General features: G+C 65.3%; 19 protein-coding genes. 13 read left to right on the top strand and 6 right to left on the bottom strand.

From position 1 onward, the window contains the following. Positions 1-340 precede the first annotated feature (340 nt). From VOI21_RS16700 to VOI21_RS16665, 8 genes are all read left to right on the top strand, one after another. On the top strand, positions 341-988 hold the full coding sequence (locus VOI21_RS16700; RefSeq protein WP_323771081.1) for a MotA/TolQ/ExbB proton channel family protein: 648 nt from the start codon (positions 341-343) through the stop codon (positions 986-988). 4 nt (positions 989-992) lie between these two features. Beyond that, a complete protein-coding gene (locus VOI21_RS16695) occupies positions 993-1,370 on the top strand; it encodes a biopolymer transporter ExbD (protein WP_323771080.1) in 378 nt (125 codons plus the stop codon). Positions 1,371-1,374: 4 nt separating this feature from the next. Then, positions 1,375-1,779 carry an ExbD/TolR family protein gene (locus VOI21_RS16690; protein WP_323771079.1) on the top strand — a complete coding sequence of 135 codons (405 nt, stop codon included), beginning with the start codon at positions 1,375-1,377 and terminating at the stop codon, positions 1,777-1,779. Further along, positions 1,776-2,726 carry a hypothetical protein gene (locus tag VOI21_RS16685; protein ID WP_323771078.1) on the top strand — a complete coding sequence of 317 codons (951 nt, stop codon included), beginning with the start codon at positions 1,776-1,778 and terminating at the stop codon, positions 2,724-2,726. The genes VOI21_RS16690 and VOI21_RS16685 overlap by 4 nt, the downstream gene beginning before the upstream one ends. Positions 2,727-2,791: 65 nt before the next feature. After that, a complete protein-coding gene (locus tag VOI21_RS16680; RefSeq protein ID WP_323771077.1) occupies positions 2,792-3,613 on the top strand; it encodes a TatD family hydrolase in 822 nt (273 codons plus the stop codon). After that, positions 3,610-4,410 (top strand): MBL fold metallo-hydrolase, encoded by an 801-nt coding sequence (locus tag VOI21_RS16675; RefSeq protein ID WP_323771076.1) that lies wholly within the window; start codon positions 3,610-3,612, stop codon positions 4,408-4,410. Before VOI21_RS16680 ends, VOI21_RS16675 begins: the two co-directional genes overlap by 4 nt. Before the next feature lie 23 nt (positions 4,411-4,433). Next, a complete protein-coding gene (locus VOI21_RS16670) occupies positions 4,434-5,369 on the top strand; it encodes an AEC family transporter (protein ID WP_323771075.1) in 936 nt (311 codons plus the stop codon). Between the two features lie 200 nt (positions 5,370-5,569). Beyond that, on the top strand, positions 5,570-6,493 hold the full coding sequence (locus tag VOI21_RS16665; RefSeq protein ID WP_323771074.1) for a DMT family transporter: 924 nt from the start codon (positions 5,570-5,572) through the stop codon (positions 6,491-6,493). Positions 6,494-6,495: 2 nt separating this feature from the next. Here the strand turns inward: VOI21_RS16665 and VOI21_RS16660 are convergent, their stop codons facing one another. Beyond that, complete coding sequence (locus VOI21_RS16660; protein ID WP_323771073.1) at positions 6,496-7,056, bottom strand: 5-formyltetrahydrofolate cyclo-ligase; 561 nt, start codon at positions 7,054-7,056, stop codon at positions 6,496-6,498. Beyond that, complete coding sequence (mgtE, locus tag VOI21_RS16655) at positions 7,053-8,447, bottom strand: magnesium transporter (RefSeq protein ID WP_323771072.1); 1,395 nt, start codon at positions 8,445-8,447, stop codon at positions 7,053-7,055. Before mgtE ends, VOI21_RS16660 begins: the two co-directional genes overlap by 4 nt. A 109-nt stretch (positions 8,448-8,556) precedes the next feature. Here mgtE and guaD point away from each other — a divergent pair, with 109 nt between their 5' ends. After that, a complete protein-coding gene (gene guaD, locus VOI21_RS16650; protein WP_323771071.1) occupies positions 8,557-9,843 on the top strand; it encodes a guanine deaminase in 1,287 nt (428 codons plus the stop codon). On the opposite strand, the gene VOI21_RS16645 is transcribed toward guaD, so the two are convergent. Genes VOI21_RS16645 through nthA form a run of 3 tightly spaced genes read right to left on the bottom strand, consistent with a single transcriptional unit; the run spans position 9,840 to position 11,442 of the window. Next, positions 9,840-10,154: a nitrile hydratase accessory protein gene (locus tag VOI21_RS16645; protein ID WP_323771070.1), complete on the bottom strand. Its 315-nt coding sequence runs from the start codon at positions 10,152-10,154 to the stop codon at positions 9,840-9,842. The genes guaD and VOI21_RS16645 overlap by 4 nt on opposite strands. After that, positions 10,151-10,825, bottom strand: coding sequence for a nitrile hydratase subunit beta (gene nthB / locus VOI21_RS16640; RefSeq protein WP_323771069.1), 675 nt, complete (start codon positions 10,823-10,825; stop codon positions 10,151-10,153). The genes VOI21_RS16645 and nthB overlap by 4 nt, the downstream gene beginning before the upstream one ends. Further along, the gene (nthA, locus tag VOI21_RS16635; RefSeq protein WP_323771068.1) at positions 10,822-11,442 is read right to left on the bottom strand and encodes a nitrile hydratase subunit alpha; all 621 of its coding nucleotides are present in this window, start codon (positions 11,440-11,442) and stop codon (positions 10,822-10,824) included. Before nthA ends, nthB begins: the two co-directional genes overlap by 4 nt. Positions 11,443-12,067: 625 nt before the next feature. Between nthA and secG the strand changes: the two genes are divergently transcribed. The 3 genes from secG to VOI21_RS16620 all read left to right on the top strand — a co-directional run bounded on the left by secG (position 12,068) and on the right by VOI21_RS16620 (position 14,753). Then, a complete protein-coding gene (gene secG / locus VOI21_RS16630) occupies positions 12,068-12,442 on the top strand; it encodes a preprotein translocase subunit SecG (protein WP_323771067.1) in 375 nt (124 codons plus the stop codon). A gap of 223 nt (positions 12,443-12,665) precedes the next feature. Beyond that, positions 12,666-14,309: a CTP synthase gene (locus tag VOI21_RS16625; protein WP_323771066.1), complete on the top strand. Its 1,644-nt coding sequence runs from the start codon at positions 12,666-12,668 to the stop codon at positions 14,307-14,309. Between the two features lie 132 nt (positions 14,310-14,441). Next, on the top strand, positions 14,442-14,753 hold the full coding sequence (locus VOI21_RS16620) for a DUF2628 domain-containing protein (protein WP_323771065.1): 312 nt from the start codon (positions 14,442-14,444) through the stop codon (positions 14,751-14,753). Between the two features lie 178 nt (positions 14,754-14,931). Here the strand turns inward: VOI21_RS16620 and VOI21_RS16615 are convergent, their stop codons facing one another. Then, positions 14,932-15,255, bottom strand: coding sequence for a hypothetical protein (locus VOI21_RS16615; protein WP_323771064.1), 324 nt, complete (start codon positions 15,253-15,255; stop codon positions 14,932-14,934). On the opposite strand from VOI21_RS16615, the gene VOI21_RS16610 reads away from it, so the two are divergent. Continuing rightward, positions 15,254-15,565, top strand: coding sequence for a DUF2628 domain-containing protein (locus VOI21_RS16610; RefSeq protein WP_323771063.1), 312 nt, complete (start codon positions 15,254-15,256; stop codon positions 15,563-15,565). The genes VOI21_RS16615 and VOI21_RS16610 overlap by 2 nt on opposite strands. The last annotated feature ends 203 nt before the right edge of the window (positions 15,566-15,768 follow it).

The raw sequence follows: 15,768 nt of genomic DNA, 5'->3' as shown, positions 1-15,768 counted from the left end.
CCATGATTGCCGCGGTCAGAAGGCCTGATCACGCCGGTCGACAGGCGCTTTCTGCCTCAAACGCCGGCGTGACTCATCAAAAATCGCGGCGAATCCCGGTGACTCGGCAGGGTTTCGCCCGTTTTGGCTGTCTCCGCCCAGTCCGGACCATCAAATCCCCCTCTAGTTCCATCTCGGCCCATGCCGCATCCCATCAGTTCCCATGTCGGGCCGCCAAATCTGTTTTTCCGGCGCGCGCCGGGCGGGCGTGCAGACGCGCGTGCAAGACACCCTCGCCCCAAACGCCATTTCATGAGATCACTGAACACGGCACCCTCGCCCCCACGCGGAAGGCCCCCCAATGCTGAGCACAATCACCCAGTTCCTCGACCGTGGCGGCCCGGCGCTCTGGGCCATCGCTGTCCTGTCGGTCCTGACGCTAAGCCTCGTCCTGTGGAAACTCTGGCAGATGTTCCGCCGGGGCACATGGAAACGCGAAGGCGCAGAGACGGCCTTGCGCTTCTGGGGTCAGGGACAGACCACGCTGGCGATGTCGCATATCTCTTTTGACCCCGCGCCGCGCGCCCGCGTCGTACAGGCCGCGATGCAGGCGCGCCTGTCGATCCCCGAAGAAGACGCGCGCGAGGAATCCGCAAGACAGGCCCGCGCCGTGCTGAACGAGACCCGGCTGGGCCTGCGGATGCTGGATCTGGTGGTCACCATCGCGCCGCTTCTGGGGTTGCTGGGCACCGTGTTGGGCATGATCGACGCGTTTCAGGCGTTGCAAGACAGCGGCCAGCAGGCCGATCCGGCGGCGCTGGCGGGCGGCATCTGGGCGGCGCTGCTGACCACCGCCGCCGGTATGGCCGTGGCGATCCCCGCCAGTGTCATGCTGTCGATCTTTGACGGCATGGCCGACCGGCTGGCCCATGACCTTGAGGATCTGGTCACCCGCGTCTTCACAACCCCCTGGGCCTATGTCGAGGAAGAAGAGGGGCAACCGGCCTGATCCCATGCTGAACCTGCCCGTCTCTCCGCGCCGCCGCCGCCCCAGCCTGACCCCGATGATCGACGTGGTCTTTCTGCTGCTGGTCTTCTTTATGCTGGTGGCGCGCTTTGGAGGCACCGATGGCATTTCGCTGCTGCTGGCCGCGCCGGGGGGTGAGACCCCCTATAGCGGCCCGCCGCGGCTTGTGACCGTGCTGCCTGTGGGCGTCACGCTCAATGGTCTGCCCGTGCCCGACCTGCGTGCGGCGCTTGACCCGCTCATGGCCACACCGGACGATCTCATTGTTCTCCGCCCTGCCCCCGGCACCGGCGTCGACCGGCTGGTCGAGGTGCTGAACACGCTGCGCGAGGCTGGTTTTGCCCGCCTCGCCGTGGTGGAATAGCGCTATGGCCCGCGTCCCGCTCAGCACGCCCCGCCGGTTCTGGCCCGGTCCGCCCAAGGCGCGGGCGGAACCCGTTGTGCCAATGATCAACGTGGTTTTCCTGCTGTTGATCTTCTTTCTGATGACGGCGCAATTCGCCGACCCCGGCAGTGCCGGGCGCAGCAAGCTGTCGGTCGAGGACGCGCCCGGCCCAATGCGCCCTGTCCTGATCCTTGCGCCTTCGGGGCTGGTGTCGTTTGGCACCCTGCGCGGAGAGGCCGCCATCACCGCCGCCGCCGGGGCTGGCCCGGTGCGCCTGCAAACCGATGGCCGGACGGACGCTGTTGCCTTGGCGCGGTTGCTGTCGGCGCTGGCGCAGGCGGGCGCGGGGCGTGTTGATCTTGTGACCACCGGAAAGGCTGCGCAATGACCCGCGTGCGGCTGATCGAGGCGTTGGTCTGCGTCGCGCTGGCGCTGGCCGTCCACCTTGCGATCCTCGCCGTGATCGCCCGACCCGAGGCAGAGCCGCCCGATCCGGCGCTGGCCCTGTCGCCGCTCACGCCGGGGTTGAGCGATCTTGTCGCCGCATGGGACCGCGCGCCAGAGGCCGACTTGCCCGAAACGCCCGCCGCGCCACCGGCAGAGGCCGCGCCGCGCCCCCCGGTGGCAGAGGCCACGTCGCCCGCACGCATCCCCGCGCCACCCGCTCCCGCAACGCCCGACGCACCAACGGTGCCGCCAACACCGGACGACACGCCACGCCCGCGCCCGGCGGTGTCGGGTGACGTGCCCAATGTGCTGGTGCTGCCCGCGCCCTTTGCCGCGACCGAGTTGCAGACCTCGCGCGCGGCGCTCCTCAGCGCGCCCGCCGCGCCGCGCGTTCCCGGAACGGCGCTGGTCGCACCCGCTAACGGCGCGCTGCCACAGGTGGATACCACACCGGCAGCGCCACCGCCGCCTCCGCCCCCGCCGACGCCAGAGGGGGCAGCGCCCGCCGATCCCCCGCCTTTGCCGGCCGACGCGCCCGCTCCGGCACCCACACCCGACCCACAGCCCACACCGGCCCCACAGCCGGACCCGCTGCCCGCACCAACCGGCCCGGCCCCTGTTCCACCCGCCGACCCGGACCCACTTCCGGAACCGGAGCCAGAGCCACAGCCCGACCCGCAGCCGGAACCTTTGCCACAGCCCGACCCAGAGCCGCAAACACCTCCGGCCCCCGAACCGGACCCGCAAATCCCCGATCCAGAGCGGGGCCCGCCCACGGCGCAGGCCCCGGAGTCCTCGCTGCGCCCCGTCGCGCGCGACCCGCGTTTCCGCCCCGATCCCTTTACCCTGCGGCCGGTCGCCCGCCCCGCCGGGCTGGCAGTCCCCTAGTCGCCGCCGCCGTCTTGACCCTCCCCGCCCCATCCTAGATACCCACGGGCAACCAAGGAGCCGTCATGACCGTTCCCGCCATTACCGACAGCCATTGCCACCTCGATTTCCCCGACTTCGATGAGGAACGCCCCGAGGTCATCACCCGTGCGCTTGAGGCCGGGGTGCACCGCATGGTCACCATCTGCACCCGCCTGCGGCTGGAACCGCAGGTGCGCGCCATCGCCGAGGCGAACGCGCCGGTGTTCTACGCCGCAGGCACCCACCCGATGTCCGCCGCCGACGAACCGCTGGCGACACTGGATCAACTGGTGACCCTTGCCAAACACCCAAAGTTTGTCGGCATTGGCGAGACCGGGCTGGATTACCACTACACCGCAGAAAGCGCCGAGATCCAAAAGCAAAGCCTGCGTATCCATATCGAGGCCGCGCAGGAAACCGGCCTGCCGCTGATCATCCACGCCCGCGACGCCGATGACGACATGGCCCGCATCCTGACCGAAGGCTACCGCGCCCAGCCCTATTCCTGCGTCATGCACTGCTTTTCCTCCAGCGCGGAACTGGCACGGGCGGCGCTGGACCTTGGCTTCTACCTGTCGATGTCGGGCATCGCTGCCTTCCCCAAATCGCAGGACCTGCGCGACATCTTTGCCGCCGCCCCGGTCGAGCGCATTCTGGTCGAAACCGACAGCCCCTACCTTGCGCCGCCGCCCCATCGCGGTCGCCGCAACGAACCGGCTTATGTGGCCCATACTGCCCGCAAAGGCGCAGAGGTCTTTGGCCTCGGCTACGATGATTTCGCCAAACAGACCGAAGCCAACTTTGACCGCCTCTTCGCCAAGGCCGCCGCATGGACGGCGGACACGACCAACGAGGCCAACGCATGAGCGGCGAGCTGCGCTTTACCATCCTTGGTTGCGGGTCCTCGGGTGGCGTGCCGCGCCTTGGCGGCCACTGGGGCGACTGCGACCCGGACAACCCGAAAAACCGCCGCCGCCGCTGCTCGATGCTGGTCGAGCGCGAGACTGAGGCCGGCACCACATCCGTCCTGATCGACACCACGCCGGACATGCGCGCGCAGCTTCTGGATGCGGGCATCGGGCGGCTGGACGCGGTGGTCTGGACCCATGCCCATGCCGATCATACCCACGGCCTCGACGACCTGCGCCAGATCGTCTTCAACACGCGTGAGCGGCTGAACGTCTGGGCCGATGGCGACACACAGGACGACCTGCTGTCGCGCTTTGCCTATGCCTTTGTGCAGCCCGAAGGCTCTCCCTATCCGCCGATCTTGAACCTGCACACCATCAACGGCCCTTTCACCATCGACGGCGCGGGTGGTCCAATCACCCTCACCCCGTTCGAGGTCAACCACGGCAGCATCGAGGCACTGGGATTCCGCATCGGCGATCTGGCCTACCTGCCGGACGTGGCGACCATCCCCGAGGACGTCTGGCCTGCTTTGGACAACCTCGACTGCTGGGTACTGGACGCCCTGCGCCGCAAGCCGCACCCGACCCATGCGCACCTTGCCCTGTCGCTGGAATGGATCGCGCGCGCGCAACCGCGCCGCGCGGTGCTGACCAATATGCACATCGACCTCGATTATGCCGAACTCGACGCGGAAACCGCCGAGCATATCACCCCGGCCTATGACGGCATGGTCCTGCGCTATGCTCTCTGACCGCAACCGGAAAATGTAACGACATGCAGGCGCTGCTTGACGTCATCCTGCCGGTGTTTCTGGTCATCGCCGCCGGCTATGGCGCGGTCTGGAAAGGCTGGTTCTCTGAATCCGGCGTCGACGGGCTGATGAGCTTTACCCAAAGCTTTGCCATCCCCTGCCTGCTGTTCCGCGCGATCTGGACGCTGGAACTGGGCGATGATTTCAACCCGTGGCTGCTGGTCAGCTTTTACACCGGGTCCGCCACCGGGTTTACCGCCGGGCTGCTGGGCGCGCGCTACCTGTTCAAGCGCGACTGGGAGGACGCGGTCGCCATCGGGTTCTGCTGCCTGTTTGCCAATTCCGTGATGATCGGCCTTGCGCTGACCGAACGCGCCTACGGCAGCGATGCCCTGCAAGCCAATTATGTCATTGTCGCGCTGCATTCGCCGTTTTGCTACGGCATCGGCATCACCGCGATGGAGATCGTGCGCGCCCGGTCCGCCGGGATTTCGAACCGCGCACTGCCCGCCAAGGTCGGTCGGGCGATGTTCCGCAACGCGCTGGTGATCGGGATCGGTCTGGGGCTGTTTGCCAACCTGACGAACCTGCAACTGCCAACCGTGGCCACCGACGCGCTGGACATGATGATCCGCACCGCCCTGCCCGCGGCACTGTTCGGCATGGGCGGGGTTCTGTGCCGTTACAAGCCGCAGGGTGACGGGCGGGTGATCGCCTATATCTGCGCGGTCTCATTGGTGTTGCACCCGGCGATCACATGGACGCTGGGCACGATTACCGGCCTGTCGGTCGAGGCGTTCCGCTCTGCGGTGCTGACCGCCGCCATGGCCCCGGGCATCAACACCTATGTGTTTGCCAATATGTACGGACGGGCAAGGCGGGTGGCCGCCTCGGCGGTGCTGATCGCCACGGCGCTGTCGGTGATCACCGCGTGGATCTGGCTGTCGCTGCTGCCCTGATGTCGTGTCAGGTGGCCCGGCGTTGCCGTTGATTGTTGCCGCCCTGCGCCCGGAGGAGAGCGGGGATAGGGGGCGCTGCCCCCTCGGCGCTGCGCGCCTCACCCCCGGAGGTATTTGGACCAAGAAGAAGCCGGGACGATGCGCTTTGACATTCCCCTGCGGCGCGGGTCATCTGGCGCCGCAAAACCTTTGAGGCCTTCATGACCAACACGCCGGACCGCACCACCTTTGGCATTGTCTTCATGCTAGCCTTTTGCCTGTTCGCGCCGATGATGGACGCGTTGGCCAAGGCCACGCCCGAGGTTGTGCCGGTGCCGCAGATCCTTGTGTTCCGCTTTGCCATTCAGGTGGCGATCCTGATGCCGCTGGCCGCCCTGTTGGGCCACAGCCAGCGTGTGACCCTGCGCGATATGGCGCTGCACGTGGTGCGCGCGGCAGCGCTGTTGGTGGCGACGGGGATGTTCTTTACCGCGCTGCGCTACATGCCGATCGCCGATGCGATCTCGATCTTTTTTGTCGAGCCGTTTGTGCTGATCCTCATGGGCGCGGTGTTTCTGGGCGAGCCGGTGGGCTGGCGGCGGCTGACCGCCTGCGCCGTCGGCTTTGGCGGCGCATTGCTGGTGATCCGGCCCAGTTTTTCCGATCTGGGACTGGTGGCGCTGTTGCCGCTGGGCACGGCGGCGCTGTTTTCGGTCTACATGCTGATGACACGCGCCATGGCGCGGCGGCTGCATCCGCTGGTCTTGCAGGGGCACACGGCGCTGGCGGCGACGCTGCTGATCCTGCCGCCGCTACTGATCTTCAACGGCACGGGCAACCTCTATTTCGACCCGGTCTGGCCTTCGGGCCACGCGCTCTGGACGCTGGCGGGTGTCGGTGTGGTGGCGACGATCTCTCATCTGTTCCTGACCTACGCGCTGCGTCTGGCCCCTGCGGGCACCATCGCGCCGTTGCAGTATCTGGAGATCGTCGGCGCGACGGTGATCGGCTATCTGGCGTTTGGCGATTTCCCGACGCCACTGACATGGGTCGGCATCGCGATCATCGTCGCCTCTGGCCTGTATGTGTTCGAACGCGAGCGGCGGCTGGAGCTGCGGGCCAAGCCCCCCGCGCCGCCGGTCTGACCTCAGCCCGTGGGGGTGATGACCTCGGATTCGGTCACGATCAAGTCCAGCGGCTGATCGGTGGATTCCAGCGGCAGGTCGTTGTCCTCCTGCGCGGAGAAGGCAAAACCGATGGCCAGCGTCGGGCGTTTGGCGCGCAGCATTTCCAGCGTGCGGTCGTAAAAGCCGCCGCCGTAGCCCAGCCGCCCGCCCGCGCGTGAAAACGCGATCAGCGGCACGATCAGCACTTCGGGTTCAAGGAACTCTGCCGGGTCGGGGATCATCACCTTGAACGCGCCTTCGACCAGCGTCCAGTCCGGCTCCCACCGGGCGAACTTCAGCGGCGTCGCCTTGGCCACGATCACCGGCACCCCCACCGGCCCGTGGGCCGCGGCCTCTGCCATGGCGGGGACCGGGTCGATTTCCGTGCGGATCGGCAGGAACCCGGACAGGGGCGCGCCGCGATAGCCGGCCAAGACCTCGCTCAGCTTGCCTGCCGCGCCGGGCCTTTGGGTGTCAAACGCCTGTTGGCGGCGGGCAAAGCCCGCCTTGCGCGCCGCCGCCTTGCGCGCCTCCAGCGTCATAACAACACCACGACGGCCAGTCCGAGGAAGGCGAAAAAGCCGACCACATCGGTCACCGTCGTCACAAAGGCGCCGGAGGCCAGCGCCGGGTCCACCCCGACCTTTTCAAGGATCACCGGTATCGCGATCCCGGCCAGCCCCGCGACCACAAGGTTGACCACCATGGCCACCGCGATCACCCCGCCCAGTTGCAGCGACCCGAACCAGACAATGCCGACAATCCCCATGATCACCGCAAAGGCGATGCCGTTGATCAACCCCACGGCGACCTCACGCCGGATCACGCGCCAGATGTTCGACCCGGTCAAATCCTTGGTCGCCAGCGCCCGCACCGCCACGGTCAGCGACTGGGTGCCCGCGTTGCCGCCCATCGAGGCGACAATCGGCATCAGCACCGCCAGCGCCACCACCTGCGTGATCGCCTCTTCGAACTGCGAGATCACCAGCGAGGCCATGACAGCCGTCAACAGGTTCACCGCCAGCCATGGAAAGCGCCGCTTGGTCGTTTCGATCACCTTGTCCGACAGGCGGCTTTCGCCGTCCACACCGGCCAGCCGCAGGATGTCTTCCTCGTTTTCCTCGTCCAGCACGGCCATCGCGTCATCGATGGTGATCACGCCCACCAGACGGTCGTTGTCATCCACCACGGGCGCGGAAATCAGGTGGTACTGGTTGAAGGCATAGGCCACCTCACCCTCATCCCGCGTCACCGGGATGGTGTGAAAGGTCTCTTCGACGATCCGTTTCAGCAGCACGTCGCGCCGCGAGGACATGATCTTGCCCAGCGTCACGTTGCCCACCGGGCGCAGCTTGGGGTCCACCAGAATCACGTGGTAGAACTGCTCGGGCAGATGTTCGGAACTGCGCATATAGTCGATGGCGTCGCCCACGCTCCAGTATTCGGGCGCCATGACCACCTCGCGCTGCATCAGGCGACCGGCGGAAAACTCCGGATAGGCCAGCGACTGACGGACCGCCGCCGCATCCCCGGCCTCCAGCGCGTCGATGATGGCATCCTGCTGCGCGGTCTCCAGATCCTCGACCAGATCGACCACGTCGTCGGTGTCCAGTTCGCGCACCGCCTCGGCCAGAACCTGCGGCGTCAGCGCGGCGATCACCTCTTCGCGCAGCGTCTCATCCAGTTCCGACAGGATCTCGCCGTCGATTTCCTTGTCGTACAGGCGGATCAGCCGCCCGCGATCAAAGGCGTTCACCTGTTCCAGAAGGTCGGCGATGTCCGCCGCGTGCAGCGGCTCCATCAGCGTGATCAGCTGTTCGCGGTCTTCGATATCGACGGCATACAGAATCGCCGCGACGGCCTTGCGGTCCAGCGCATAGGCGTCGTCGCGCTCGGGCGCGTCTGTGGTGTCTGCCTCCAACTCTTCGGCCATGCTTTGTGCCCTCAACCTGCTTTGCCCCGACAATAAGTCATGCGCAGAGCGGGCGACAGGGGGGCATCAGAGATTTACCTTTTTCTCAACCGCGCCTAGGCTTTGCTGCATGAGCAAAAGGCACCTGCACCTTGGTCAGACGCTGACCTTTACCGGCGACCCGTTCCACGACGGGCTCGACGCCGCCCGTCACAGCCGCCAAGGCGCGCTGGTGGTCGAGGATGGCGTGGTCGCCGCCTTGGAAGAGGCCGACGCCCTGCGCAAGGGCGACTATGCCAGCGTCACCGATCACGGCGCGGCCCTGCTGCTGCCGGGGTTCATCGACGCGCACGCCCATTATCCGCAGACCGCCATGATCGCCAGTTGGGGCAAGCGGCTGATCGACTGGCTCAACAGCTATACCTTTCCAGAGGAAATGCGCTTTGGCGATCCGGCCTATGCGGCGGACATCGCGGGCCGTTACCTCGACCTGCTGCTGGCCAATGGCACCACCACCGTGTGCAGCTATTGCACCATCCACCCCGGATCGGTCGACGCGCTGTTTCAGGCGGCCAGCGCGCGCGGGATGCGGGTGCTGGGCGGCAAGACCTGCATGGACCGCAACGCGCCAGAGGGGCTACGCGACAGCGTGCAAAGCGCCTATGACGACAGCAAGGCGCTGCTGACCCGCTGGCACGGGCAGGACCGCCTGTCCTATGTCATCACGCCGCGCTTTTCGCCCACCTCTTCACCCGCGCAGCTACAGGCGCTTGGCACGCTCTGGGCCGAATATCCCGATTGCCTGATGCAGACCCACCTCAGCGAACAGGTGGATGAGATCGCTTGGGTGAAATCCCTGTTCCCCGAGGCGCGCGATTACCTTGATACCTACGAGCGTGCCGGCCTGCTGGGCGCAAATGGCCTGTATGGTCACGCCATCCACCTTGAACCGCGCGAGGCGCATCGCCTGCAAGAGGTCGGGGCCGCACTGATCCATTGCCCGACCTCCAATACCTTCATCGGCTCGGGCCTGTTCGACATGGACGGGCTGACGCGCGACGGACACCGCATCGGGCTGGCCACGGACACCGGCGGCGGGTCGTCGTTTTCCATGCTGCGCAGCATGGCCTCGGCCTATGAAATCGCCCAGTTGCGCGGCCGCGCCCTGCACCCCGCCGAACTGATCTGGCTGGCGACAGAGGGGTCTGCCCGCGCGCTGCGGCTGGATCACCGGATCGGCACGTTGGCTCCGGGGACAGAGGCGGATTTCATCGCGCTGGACCTCGCCTCTACCCCTGCCATCGCCCAACGCAGCGCGCGCGCCAATGACCTGTGGGAGGCGCTCTTTCCCACCATCATGATGGGCGACGACCGCGCCATTGCAGCGACCTATGTGGGCGGGCAGCGCGTCGGCTAGGCGTCGATGCGCACCGGCGCGCCATGCGGGGTCGACAGATAGGCGCGCTCCCACTCTTGCCGCAGCGCCGCCAGATCGTCGGCCCCGGCAATCCCTTTTGCTGCGCAGATCCGCTCCAGCGCCGCGACCCAGGCGTGGAAATAGTCATCGCCGCCGTCCAGATCCCTGGCCGCGCCATGTTCGGCCAACACCGCGCCAAAAACCTGCGTCCATTCCGGCCACGTAAACGCCCCGCCCGCCTCCAGCGCGACCGCAATGGCAAACGCCTCTGCGTGCCAAGGGGCCTCGAATACCGGCGCGGGCGCGCTCATGCCACCGGCTCCAGATAGCTTTCCCAGAGATCGCAACTGACCGTATCGCCGGGGGACTCCGCCGCGCCCCAGACCTCGCCCGCGTCAAAGACAACCGTGTACAGCGGCTCTGGCCGCTCGCCCAGATCATGCGCATTGGCATCGGGGAAGACGTGACAGCCGTGCAGCAACTCAACCGTTCCCACCAGCCCAGCCGCATAGCCCGGCAGGCGGGTATGCCCTCCGTCCACCATCACGTTGCGTGCGGGGTGCCGGGTTCGCACCCTGTCGCCTTTGGCAAAACGCGGCGCAGGCCCGTCGCGCGACGCCGGTCCGCCCCGCGCCAAGGCGCCTGCCACCGCCTCGGGCTGCAAACGCCGGTCTGTCAGCGTTGAGGCCGCAGGTGCCGCCCCTGCCAGTTCCGCGCGCGTGACAACGCCGCGCGCCACCAAAAGATCGGCCAGCCCCGCCAGCCACTTTTCATAGTAGGAAAACGCCATGTAGTCGCTGGGCGACAGACACTCGCGCGCGTGCCGCGAAATATCAAGGTTCCACTGCCCCAACGCCCCCGCCGCAAGGGTCAGCGCCAGCGCCCGCCCGTGCCACTCCTGCGTAAAGACCGGAGACTCTTCGGGCGCGGGCATCACCGGCCCATCGCCATACCGCCCGCCCATGTCATGCACCCGGCTCATGCCGGAGCCTCCACCAGCGCGGTGCCGATCATCGCATCGCGACTGATCAATTCCGCCAAAGCCGCCTCATCCAGCCCCTCGGTCCCATCCGGCCGCATCGGTAGCACCAAGTACCGCACCTCGGCGGTCGAATCCCAAACCCGCACGCGCTGCCCCTCTGGCAGGGTCACGCCGAACTCCGCCAACACGGCGCGCGGTTCGCGCACCGCCCGCGCCCGGTAGGCATCGGATTTGTACCACCCCGGCGGAATGCCCAGCAGCGGCCACGGATAACAAGAGCACAGCGTACAGACGACCATGTTGTGCTGGTCCGCCGTGTTCTCCACCGCCACCATATGCTCTCCCTGCCGCCCGGCGAATCCCATCTCCGCCACCGCCGCCGTCGCATCCGCCAGCAACCGCCCGCGGAAATCCGCATCGACCCAGGCCCGCGCCACCACCGCGGCCCCGTTGCGCGGCCCCACCTTGTGCGCGTAGGTCTCGATGATCTCATCCATCGCCGCCGGATCGACCAGCCCCTTGCGGGTCAACAAGGTCTCCAGCGCCCTGACCCGCAATGCAGGCTCAGGCGGCAACAGGCTGTGGGGCGGGGCATCGTCTGCATGATCATGGGGCATGCACAACAGCTTGCCCTGCCCGGTCTGAACGGACAAGGGGGCGCACGCGGACCGCTGACGGGAAAATAGGTGCTCCAGGCCGCCCCGCCACGTCCCACCCGGCCGCAAAACGCACCGTGACAGATGCCCCCTCCTTTGCCAGTCTGCCAGGACAGGATGCCAAAGGAGGCCCAGGACATGTCCAGACTCTTCCACGCCGCAGCCCTTTTGACGCTTGTCATATGCGCAACGCCCGCCTCGGCGGTTGTCGTGTTCGACCTCACGCCGTCACAGGGCGCCGCATTGCGCGACATATGCACAGACGCCCGAGGCACCCCCCGCGCCGGTATCGACACCTCCGCCGTGGTCAACTGCTGCATTCCCGGCAACGCCTGGTGCGTGATCTGCCACGCTGGCACGCCTCAGGCCCCAACCGGCTGCCTCTCTCTCGGGGTTCCGCCGCGCCGTAACGCATCCCCGGCACAGACCCCGCCAGACCAGTGACACAGCGTCGGGGTTGGCGGGTGGGCGCCTTTGGCCGCAGGCCAAACAGAGCCACCTGCCACCCGCCAAACAGTTTCGTCGCTTGCACCGCCCTTCACCTTCGCCTAAATGACCCCGAAACCGACCGAAAGGCGCTGGCCCCATGGAAAACGTCATCCTCATCGTGCACCTGCTTCTGGCCCTTGGCCTGATCGGCGTCGTGCTCCTCCAGCGCAGCGAAGGCGGTGGGCTGGGGATCGGCGGCGGTGGCGCCATGAGCCAGCGCGCGCCGCTGACCGCTCTGGGCAAACTGACCTGGATTCTCGCCGTGGCCTTTATCGTGACCTCGATCACGCTGACCGTCATCTCGGCGCGCAACGCCGCGGGCACGTCGATCCTCGACCGGCTGGGCACCTCCGCGCCCGCCTCTGCCGACGCACCGGCCCCCGGCCTCGATGGCATCGACCCCAGCGCGCTGATTCCGCCGCCCGCCGATGACTCGGATCCCGACGCGCCGCTGGTGCCGCGCGCCGACTGACACACACCCCACTAGGGTTTGCATAACTTTCACCAACCGCAACAGCATCTTGCGGTTGGCTGGACAAATCTTTCCGAATCCGCTATCGGTTTAATCCCGTGATGCTGCTGCCAATCTGGCAGCGGGAGAGCATGAATTGGCCCCACCCGGACCCCAGATCCGGATACGTTGTGGGTCAGGATCAAAACGCCGGTACGACAGGCAAAATCACGGGATCGCCCACATGGCACGCTTTATCTTCATCACTGGCGGCGTTGTGTCTTCGCTTGGCAAGGGTCTGGCCTCGGCGGCCCTCGGGTCCCTGCTGCAGGCGCGCGGCTTTTCGGTCCGCCTGCGCAAGCTGGACCCCTACCTGAACGTCGACCCCGGCACCATGTCGCCCTTTGAACACGGTGAGGTCTTTGTCACCGACGATGGCGCCGAAACCGATCTGGACCTTGGCCATTACGAACGCTTCACCGGTGTCCCCGCGCGCAAGACCGACTCTATCTCCTCGGGCCGCGTTTACACCAACGTGTTGGAAAAAGAGCGGCGCGGCGATTACCTTGGCAAAACCATTCAGGTGATCCCCCACGTCACCGACGAGATCAAGAATTTCATCTCGATCGGCGAAGACGAGGTCGATTTCATGCTCTGCGAAATCGGCGGCACCGTGGGCGACATCGAGGGGCTGCCCTTCTTCGAGGCCATCCGCCAGTTCAGTCAGGACAAACCGCGCGGTCAGTGTATCTTTATGCACCTCACCCTGCTGCCCTTCATCAAGGCCAGCGGTGAGCTGAAGACCAAGCCGACGCAGCACTCGGTCAAGGAACTCCGCTCCATCGGTCTGGCGCCGGACATCCTTGTCTGCCGCTCAGAGGGTCCGATCCCCCAGAAGGAACGCGAAAAACTCGCCCTCTTCTGCAACGTTCGCCCCGATGCAGTCATCGCGGCACAAGACCTGTCGTCGATCTACGACGCGCCGCTGGCCTACCACCGTGAGGGCATGGATCAGGCCGTCCTTGACGCCTTTCAGATCAGCCCCGCGCCCAAGCCCGACCTGACCAAATGGGAAGACGTCAGCGACCGTATCCACAACCCCGAGGGCGAGGTCACCGTCGCCATCGTCGGCAAATACGTCCAGCTTGAAGACGCCTACAAGAGCATCGCAGAGGCGCTGACCCACGGCGGCATGGCCAACCGGGTCAAGGTCAACGTGGAATGGGTGGACGCCGAAACATTCGAGGGCGAAGACCCTGCCCCCTACCTAGAGAAATACGATGCCATTCTGGTGCCCGGCGGCTTTGGTGAGCGCGGCACAGAGGGCAAGATCAAGGCCGCGCAATTCGCCCGCGAACATAAGGTGCCCTATCTGGGCATCTGCCTTGGCATGCAAATGGCGGTGATCGAGGCGGCGCGCAATGTCGCCGGCGTCACCAAGGCCGGGTCAGAGGAATTTGACCACGAATCCGGCGAAAAGCGTTTTGAACCTGTCGTTTACCACCTCAAGGAATGGGTGCAGGGCAACGAAAAGGTCAACCGCCGCCCCGACGACGCCAAAGGCGGCACCATGCGCCTTGGCGCCTATGACGCGGTGCTGACCGAGGGGTCCAAGGTGGCGCAGGTCTACGGCACAACCGCCATCGACGAACGCCACCGCCACCGCTACGAGGTCGACATCAAGTACAAGGATCAGCTAGAGACCTGCGGCCTGCGCTTTTCCGGCATGTCCCCCGACGGCCGCCTGCCCGAGATCGTCGAATGGCCCGACCACCCGTGGTTCATCGGCGTCCAGTTCCACCCCGAGCTAAAGTCGAAACCCTTTGACCCGCATCCGCTTTTCAGGGACTTTGTGCGGGCGGCGAAGGATGTCAGTCGGTTGGTGTAAGGGAAAATTTTTTATCGAGCTTCCCTCATCTTTACTCGTTCCAGAACGATTGCAATAGTTTCGAAAATCGAAATTGCGTGCCCCCAGAATTTGTGCAACCTAATTGGCAATTAATTTGAGGGACAAAATGACATGACCGACAACTCATCTCTGGATCGAGTTCAAAGAATACAAAGAGAAGCTATTGCCAACAAGGCAGAGGCTGAGATTCTGGCTGAAACATTCGATGATTCAACCGGCGCAAGTTGGCTATGGGCTTTTCTCTTTGGCCCCCTTTACTTCGCCGTTCACGGCTTCTGGGGTCGTGCTGCTATTGTGCTGGTCCTGAGCTTTTTCATTATTGGCATTTTTGTAGCGCCGTTTCTTGCCTATCCGGCTTGGCGTGAGCGGGCAAAAAAGAAAGCCGAGAATATGTTGATGCTGGACAGCGTTCGACGCGGATAAAGCTTGGTAATTTTGCTGTTGCTAGAGCTTTGGTCGGAAGTCCTGATGAAGCACAAATCTAAGCAAAGTCAGTCATGCGGCCTCCATCCCAAGCCGCTCCAGCCCCGACCCGCGGGGTGGCGCTGCAACGCCGGACCGGATGCGCTTTATCGCGCCACATCCGAAAGAACTCAGAGGCTCAGACCAGACCTGTCCAAAGCGCCGCCCCGAGGGGCGGGTCATGCCAGAGGCATGCTTCCAGCATGACGCTGGCGCGGCGGCCTTCGACCTTGATTTCGCACCCGGGAGCTTCGCGATTGACTGGCCCCGTAGGGTGGGTTTTCAACCCACCGCGCGCCCTCAAAACCACCTGCGAATCCCTCACCACAAGCAACACACCGCTTAAAGCCCGATTAAAACCACCCCACACCCCCACCGCGATGAACTGAAACTTGTCGGCAAAACGGAATTGCAGAACCTCCAAACCCGCGCAAACCTGAGCGTGTTCAATGAGGTAGCCCATGACTGACACCACTTCCATCGACCGCGTACACCGTCTCCAGAAAGAGGCCGCAGCCAACAAGGCTGAGGCTGGCGTGCTCGCCGACACCTTCGACGACTCAACCGGCGCAAGCTGGCTTTGGGCCTTCCTGTTCGGCCCGATCTATTTCGCCGTTCATGGCTTTTGGGGCCGCGCGCTGATCGTTTTTCTACTCAATTTTTTGATTATCGGGTTTTTCGTAGCCCCCTTCCTTGCGTATCCCGCATGGCGCGGCCGCGCTGAAAAGAAGGCGGAAAAGATGCTGATGGTCGATAGCGTCCGGCGCGGCTGACATCACCCCCCCTTGGGCCGTCACGTCATGGGAAAACACCCCTGCGTGGCGGCCACTACAGCGATAACCTGCCCATCCACCAAGCGCCCGTAGGGTGGGTTTTCAACCCACCACGCGGCACCACTGCCACCCCCGACTCCTTAATGAAACCTGAAAACGCCTCTGTAACCCCTTGATTTTACACACCCACAAAGCTGTCCACG

Source organism: Antarctobacter sp., assembly GCF_034670325.1.
In the GTDB taxonomy this organism is placed as follows: domain Bacteria; phylum Pseudomonadota; class Alphaproteobacteria; order Rhodobacterales; family Rhodobacteraceae; genus Antarctobacter.
Note: the sequence above shows the minus strand (reverse complement) of the source record. Positions and strands in the feature narration are given on the sequence as shown.

Coding starts and splice junctions, on each gene's coding strand:
- VOI21_RS16695 (WP_323771080.1), top strand. CDS start 993: ATGCTGAACCTGCCCGTCTCTCCGCGCCGCCGCCGCCCCAGCCTGACC.
- VOI21_RS16685 (WP_323771078.1), top strand. CDS start 1,776: ATGACCCGCGTGCGGCTGATCGAGGCGTTGGTCTGCGTCGCGCTGGCG.
- VOI21_RS16670 (WP_323771075.1), top strand. CDS start 4,434: ATGCAGGCGCTGCTTGACGTCATCCTGCCGGTGTTTCTGGTCATCGCC.
- nthB (WP_323771069.1), bottom strand. CDS start 10,825: ATGAGCCGGGTGCATGACATGGGCGGGCGGTATGGCGATGGGCCGGTG.
- nthA (WP_323771068.1), bottom strand. CDS start 11,442: ATGCCCCATGATCATGCAGACGATGCCCCGCCCCACAGCCTGTTGCCG.
- VOI21_RS16610 (WP_323771063.1), top strand. CDS start 15,254: ATGACTGACACCACTTCCATCGACCGCGTACACCGTCTCCAGAAAGAG.
- VOI21_RS16660 (WP_323771073.1), bottom strand. CDS start 7,056: ATGACGCTGGAGGCGCGCAAGGCGGCGGCGCGCAAGGCGGGCTTTGCC.
- secG (WP_323771067.1), top strand. CDS start 12,068: ATGGAAAACGTCATCCTCATCGTGCACCTGCTTCTGGCCCTTGGCCTG.
- VOI21_RS16680 (WP_323771077.1), top strand. CDS start 2,792: ATGACCGTTCCCGCCATTACCGACAGCCATTGCCACCTCGATTTCCCC.
- VOI21_RS16700 (WP_323771081.1), top strand. CDS start 341: ATGCTGAGCACAATCACCCAGTTCCTCGACCGTGGCGGCCCGGCGCTC.
- VOI21_RS16625 (WP_323771066.1), top strand. CDS start 12,666: ATGGCACGCTTTATCTTCATCACTGGCGGCGTTGTGTCTTCGCTTGGC.
- VOI21_RS16615 (WP_323771064.1), bottom strand. CDS start 15,255: ATGGGCTACCTCATTGAACACGCTCAGGTTTGCGCGGGTTTGGAGGTT.
- VOI21_RS16690 (WP_323771079.1), top strand. CDS start 1,375: ATGGCCCGCGTCCCGCTCAGCACGCCCCGCCGGTTCTGGCCCGGTCCG.
- guaD (WP_323771071.1), top strand. CDS start 8,557: ATGAGCAAAAGGCACCTGCACCTTGGTCAGACGCTGACCTTTACCGGC.
- VOI21_RS16665 (WP_323771074.1), top strand. CDS start 5,570: ATGACCAACACGCCGGACCGCACCACCTTTGGCATTGTCTTCATGCTA.
- VOI21_RS16645 (WP_323771070.1), bottom strand. CDS start 10,154: ATGAGCGCGCCCGCGCCGGTATTCGAGGCCCCTTGGCACGCAGAGGCG.
- VOI21_RS16675 (WP_323771076.1), top strand. CDS start 3,610: ATGAGCGGCGAGCTGCGCTTTACCATCCTTGGTTGCGGGTCCTCGGGT.
- VOI21_RS16620 (WP_323771065.1), top strand. CDS start 14,442: ATGACCGACAACTCATCTCTGGATCGAGTTCAAAGAATACAAAGAGAA.
- mgtE (WP_323771072.1), bottom strand. CDS start 8,447: ATGGCCGAAGAGTTGGAGGCAGACACCACAGACGCGCCCGAGCGCGAC.